This window comes from Myroides sp. N17-2 (assembly GCF_002286775.1).
Lineage (GTDB): Bacteria > Bacteroidota > Bacteroidia > Flavobacteriales > Flavobacteriaceae > Flavobacterium.
Genome location: NZ_NSGJ01000008.1, coordinates 137975 through 143974, shown reverse-complemented (window position 1 = coordinate 143974; position 6000 = coordinate 137975). Strand labels below are relative to the sequence as shown.

Annotated in this window: 8 protein-coding genes; 3 read left to right on the top strand and 5 right to left on the bottom strand. The window is 33.6% G+C overall.

Going from position 1 to position 6000, the window contains the following annotated elements:
- Positions 1 to 345 precede the first annotated feature (345 nt).
- Complete coding sequence (locus CF599_RS05855) at positions 346 to 1275, bottom strand: hypothetical protein (protein ID WP_121965110.1); 930 nt, start codon at positions 1273 to 1275, stop codon at positions 346 to 348.
- Between the two features lie 273 nt (positions 1276 to 1548).
- On the opposite strand from CF599_RS05855, the gene CF599_RS05850 reads away from it, so the two are divergent.
- Both CF599_RS05850 and CF599_RS19485 read left to right on the top strand, forming a co-directional pair.
- Complete coding sequence (locus CF599_RS05850) at positions 1549 to 2274, top strand: SDR family oxidoreductase (RefSeq protein WP_121965109.1); 726 nt, start codon at positions 1549 to 1551, stop codon at positions 2272 to 2274.
- A gap of 112 nt (positions 2275 to 2386) precedes the next feature.
- Positions 2387 to 2563 (top strand): hypothetical protein, encoded by a 177-nt coding sequence (locus CF599_RS19485; protein ID WP_158221766.1) that lies wholly within the window; start codon positions 2387 to 2389, stop codon positions 2561 to 2563.
- 59 nt (positions 2564 to 2622) lie between these two features.
- Here the strand turns inward: CF599_RS19485 and CF599_RS05845 are convergent, their stop codons facing one another.
- Both CF599_RS05845 and CF599_RS05840 read right to left on the bottom strand, forming a co-directional pair.
- Complete coding sequence (locus CF599_RS05845; RefSeq protein WP_121965108.1) at positions 2623 to 3507, bottom strand: hypothetical protein; 885 nt, start codon at positions 3505 to 3507, stop codon at positions 2623 to 2625.
- Between the two features lie 103 nt (positions 3508 to 3610).
- A complete protein-coding gene (locus CF599_RS05840) occupies positions 3611 to 3793 on the bottom strand; it encodes a hypothetical protein (RefSeq protein ID WP_121965107.1) in 183 nt (60 codons plus the stop codon).
- A 317-nt stretch (positions 3794 to 4110) separates the two neighbouring features.
- On the opposite strand from CF599_RS05840, the gene CF599_RS05835 reads away from it, so the two are divergent.
- Positions 4111 to 4545: a DsrE family protein gene (locus CF599_RS05835; RefSeq protein ID WP_121965106.1), complete on the top strand. Its 435-nt coding sequence runs from the start codon at positions 4111 to 4113 to the stop codon at positions 4543 to 4545.
- A gap of 123 nt (positions 4546 to 4668) precedes the next feature.
- On the opposite strand, the gene CF599_RS05830 is transcribed toward CF599_RS05835, so the two are convergent.
- Entirely contained in the window at positions 4669 to 5607 is a 939-nt protein-coding gene (locus CF599_RS05830) for a hypothetical protein (RefSeq protein WP_121965105.1), read from the bottom strand.
- Between the two features lie 2 nt (positions 5608 to 5609).
- The gene (ytxJ, locus tag CF599_RS05825) at positions 5610 to 5948 is read right to left on the bottom strand and encodes a bacillithiol system redox-active protein YtxJ (RefSeq protein WP_121965116.1); all 339 of its coding nucleotides are present in this window, start codon (positions 5946 to 5948) and stop codon (positions 5610 to 5612) included.
- Positions 5949 to 6000 lie beyond the last annotated feature (52 nt).

Genomic DNA, 6000 nt, shown 5'->3' with positions numbered 1-6000 from the left:
ACAATGTTATATTTGACATCAAGAGAGTCTTTTTTAGGTGTGCAACTCAAAGATAATTTGAGATCCTTAATTTACTCTCTTTTTTTGTGCCTTTTTTTAAACGTTTAGGACGCTATTGAACTAAAATTATTAAATATGCGATGATTATTAATGCTTTTTACTACACCAAATAACCTAAACTACTACAATACATACATTTAATCCCATTACTCAAAACAACAACAATCATCTAATGTGAACTTTAATTCTTTAACCCCAAAAAAGCCACTAAGCTTAATGCTTAATGGCTTTAAAAAAAGTACATATTATAATTTACTATCTCTAGTAAAAGTAATTAATAAGAAACTAGCATCCTATACTCTCATGTGATGCTACAGGTAGTATAGATACATCATTATTAGATGTATCTGATAAATACAGGGTTGGTCTAGAGACATTATATTCTGTAGAAGTATTGATTAGAATATCCACTACATCATCATTATTAATATCGCCTCCGAATATAACTTTAGGCACTTGTCCTTCTTCAAAATAGCGTTGTGATAATAACATCATTTCACTCATCTTATCTCCATCTTTAATCTCCATTCTCAGGGTATAGTTCTTCACGTAGTACTTCGGCATCTCATACCCATTCTCAACAGAATTAGTAAAGTCAGCTTCATTTACACCGTTTAGTTTTCTAGTTCCGGTAGCATACAATGTATATTCTTTTCCTTTAAAGGTGAACTGTACTTTCTCTCCTGGATAGATGTATGAAGGGATATTAGCTACTTCTACATTCGTCTCTTTTAGATTACTCTGCTTCTCGATGTACAATAGACAATTTTGTTCATTGTGCTGTACAATCTCTATTCCACTAGTCATTCCTACTTCATCGTGAGAAGGGTCAAATATCTTAGAAACAGTTGGTTTAAGAGCCACTAATTTATAAGTATTATCCTTATCAGATATTAGCCCTAACCATTCTTTATCAGCGATAGTCTCTGGCAACTCATCAGCGTGAAAAGCTCCTGGCGTAATCATCGTGTTAGCGAACGAGAAGTTCTTAGGATAATCTTTGATATTCTCAGTACCTGATACTAGGCTGTAGTGTTCGAAGCCATCGTCATCAGTACCTAAGTTAGTAAAGACGATTTCTTCAGGGTGCAAATTTACTGTATCAGTATTCCGCTCAGTTTCAATAGAATTATCTTCTATTGTTGTGTTTTTACAACTGCTCATTGAAAGACCACTTGCTAAAACCATCACCGCAATTAGTGATTTTCTTTTCATTGTTATTTCGTATTTTTAAGGTGGCGCAAAATTATATATTCTTCCTATATCAAATACATAAAAACACTTTTTTAACACTACTACTCAAACAACTAAAAAACAATAACTTACACATATAAAAGACAATATTAAACTGCAACATATTGTCACTACTCTTAAATTAACATCAAGTAAGTCAGAATTAATGTTACTTTTTGTAAATTGCTGATTGCAAAACAATACGGTCTTATTACTATTAATACAAGTTCCCAAGACTATAAATCACAAAATTCAATGAATACCAAAACATACTTAATATACGGCGTAAGCAAAGGCTTAGGCAAAGCTATCACTCAATACATTCCTACAGAACAAGATACGGTCTATGGTATCTCACGTAGTCAGCCTGATTATCTAGCTTCTGCCTCATCTAATAAACATTGGATAGCAGCAGATCTATCTAACCCTGTCCTTGCTACTAACGCTCTAAAACAAGAAATAGGAGATCAAAAGATAGATTACTTCATCTATAATGTAGGAATATGGGAACACAATGCCTTCTCTGAAGATTATAAGTTTAGTGATAATACACAAGACGAAATCATTAATATGATTAATACGAATATCTCGTCATGTATATTAATGGTTCAGGCATTTATAGAGAACCTCAAGTTATCAGAGAACGCTAAGATCATCTTGATTGGCTCTACGTGGGGACTAGATAATCACGGTGGTAAAGAAGTAGCCTTCTCAGCGACTAAGTTTGCCTTAAGAGGGGTTATTCACTCTTTAAGAGAAAACCTTAGAGAGGATAATATAGGAGTATCTATTCTTAACCTAGGCTATTTAGCGACAGAATATGGATGCGAAGAAACTGTGGAATCTATTATCGAAAAATCTAATGGAGAACTTATCCCTCTGCAAGACGTATTACAGGCTATCCGGTTTATCATATCGACCTCTACAGCTACTTGCGTCAAGGAAATCAATATGCCTGCAATGAAAGATAGTAATATGTAGTAAAATAAAGTACAAAAAACATAACAACCTGAATACATTAAAAATACGCAATAGAAAACCCTATATACATTTTATTTTTATCTTTGTATAAATCATTAAAACTGTTATTCTTATGAAAACACAACAGAAAGAAAATAAGAACAATAACGATGATAAAGAGAAAACAAGTAATGTCCTATCACAAGGTCAAAAGGATTTTATAGATTCTCGACTAAATCACTATTATAACAATCCTAATGATCTAATGGATTTTGACGAATTATTAGAGAAATTAGAATCAACCTTATAAACAAAAAGCCTGTGAACATCATCTACAGGCTTTTTTCATTATATTATATTCGTTACTTACTAACATCCTACACTCTCTAGTGCAGCTACAGCTTTCACAGTAAGTTGTCCTGATTTTGAATCAGATAGATATAAAGTAGGGCGACTCATATTATAATTATAAGTAGTATTGATCAATAAATCAATATAACCATCTCCATTTAAATCACCTGCAAACTCTATAGTTGGCGTAGCTTCCTCTAGGCTTTTTAAGTCTAAAAGCGTAATCACTTTATCTTGTCCCTTCACTTTAAGATATAGTTGGTATTTCTTAATTTCGTAAGTCTTGATTACTTCACCCTCATTAGTCTCATAAGTATAAGGAGCTCCTTTCTCTCCTTCAGCATAGATAGTATACGTTTTTCCTTTATACGTAAAATCCTTGCTTTCACCAGGATAGATTGTTGTAGGTAATTGAGCTACTGTAAGGTTACTTCCCTGACTGATAAGTCCCTCATTAGTCATAAATACTATTTCGCCTACACTCTTAGCAGAGACCTTCACAGCGGTCATCTCCCCCGCCTCATCTACCACATCATCGTGTACTATTTTAGTCGTAGGATTTAGTTTATGTACACTATATGTACCATCTGTTTCTTTGACTAATCCTACCCAAGATTTGCTGCTTACATCTGCAGATACCTCTCCTTCGTGAAAAGTACCCGTCATTATCAAATCGTGCTTAAACTTAAATGACGTTGGGAAGATCGTTGGATTATATTCTCCTTCCTCCCCTTCTATTACTGCTTCATCAGCTACTGCCATTGGTTCTTCTGTTGATTCAGTAGTTGTTACTTCTTCTGTAGTACTATCTGCTAATGGAGTATCTGCCTCTTTATCTTTACACGCTACTGATAAGCTTAGTATCGCTGTAAAAAGAAATATTGTTAGGACTCTTTTGTTCATATTTTGCGAGTTTTAAAAACTTTGCTAAAATATAAATATTCTTGTATTTTTCAACACTTCTTAGCTCACGCATAAAACACTAATAATCAACACTGAATTAAGTTTAGTTAATTTTGCACTGATCATTTTTACACCCAAAATTAAAGAATGCTTGTAAAAACAGATAGGCTACAGGAATAGTTAATATCCATAACTCCGCATCTATTGCTTGAAATAAAAGGAGCGCTCCTAGCCCTAAGCGAACCCACCTCATCATTGACCATTTCTTAAAATATGTAATTATCATCCTATCCGATTTAATACTTCAAAGTTATTCACTAATTTGGAATAGTACAGTAACTAATGTTACATAGTTATCTTTTCTCAATTACTATCTTCCTTAGGAATATGAGCCTAATGCTAGAGGTGTTCTTGCTGAAAAACCTCTCTTGAGCAAACATTCCTCAAGCATTGGGCACGAAATAAGCAAGTAACCGCAACATGGAGAGATTGGCTCTTCAGGATTTACAAGCTTAGTAATTAACTGTTGTGTAACAATTGTTACTTCCCATCTCTACCTAATCGTCTACTTTAGCCACTATATAAACCATAATATAGTAAACAATGAGAAAATTAGTTTTAGCAATCGCTTTATGTTCTATCGTGAGTACACAGGCTGTAGCCTTTAATACATCTAAAGTATCTACTATAGCCTATGAACAGGATACTAAAGGAGATAAATATGCTATTCTAGTACAATCTATAAAAAACCTTCGCTCTTCTATTATGACAGGAAGTGAAATCAAAAAAGCTAATCCTAAAGCTGATTTCCAAATCGTGATAATGGGACAGATGGTTCAAGAATTAAACAATAAAGAATTGCGCGCAGAGCTAGATGCTGCTGATAAAGCAGGAGTAAAACTAGTAGTATGTGAGTTCGCTTTAAAAGTATACGGTGTAACTTTGAATGACTTGCCTTTGTATTTTATAGGCACACCTAATGCGCATAAATATATGTTCCAGTTAAACGAAAACAAATACAACACCCTTTCTATTTAAACCTAGAATAATTGATAAAAAGAATTCTTAATTAGAATTGCTTTGTAGTATTTGGCTAATGCTGAATCAGGGTTTAACTTAGTCCCCACTATTTATGAAAAAAGAGGCTCTTGGCCTCTTTCTTTATTCTATATCTTCATTATCCCAATAATCAGGGCCGTAGATAATCTCTATAATTTCACTATCTCTAGTATCCATATCACCTAGATACATACGCAGATGTTCAGGTACTCGTTCATAAGCTAACTTTAAAGCTTCTTTTAATTCGTCAGACGGATTTGCTTGATATGCATCAAAGACATCTAAACACAAATCATTTAACGATTTCTCTCCATTTAGTTTGCGGTAATCATCTTCTAATCCGGCAAACAAATCTTCTATATCATTGCTGTAACTTTCTTCCGTTGTAGTAAACTCACCTAGGTTTTCGATAATCACTCTTGCTCCTATTGGTAATGTACTACAGACTACTCCTTGGTCTATCAACTGTCTTAACACATCAAAGTCAATAACCTTCTCTTCTCCACATCCGTGAATTATGATACTCTTATCTTTAAAAAGCAAAATACTTACAAGATAATAATTGTTCTCAATGCAGTAAAACAGACTATGATGTTCTCCTTTTACTTTCTTAGGGAAAAACACATCTACATCCACTGTATCCTCTTTATACAAAGTACCTGATCCTGACTCCCCTACTACTACACCATTTACACGTCTTTCTTGATACGTATGTATATTCGTCCAATTAGGATTAAGTTCTAAGACTAAGCTTTTAATATAGGCAATATAAGACTCCGGAGTATAATACCATCTCCCTGCAGTGATATTCCATGCACCTAAATTATAACACGAAAATTCCTTACCATCAGGGATATTAGTCACCACCCATCCATTCTGTACATCTTTAATAAAGTGTTCAAAATCTTCAAAGTTCCAATTCGCTACTCTACCATCTTCATAGACATCAAAATAGGTAAAGTGATATACTCCATTCTCAATAATACCAGGTGTTTTAACTCCATGCAGTGATATGGTTCTATACACTAATGTTCTTACCATACTTACAGCCTTAATAACAATTTATCTGTATCAGCCCCATCTATACTCTCGTGTGAAGTATTAAATACTGCTTTTTCTTTATAAACAATGATTAACTGTGGAGACTCGTGCTGAACCTGTAACGATTCTTTAACCTCCATAGAATAAAGTCTATCGTTAACTACATCTACTAAATAACAATCTACTTCCGTCGGATTAGTAAAACTAGCTTCAAAATTGCGCAGAGCAAATTTGCTAATATGGCAACGTGGACTGTGTTTAAATATAATGACTGCTTTATCGTTTGATTTTTCGATAAGCTCTTTTATTTGACTACTCTCTGTTATATTGATCCATTCCATAAGACAAAATGTTAGTTCGATTACGTGTATATAGGCAAATTTATGACTTTTT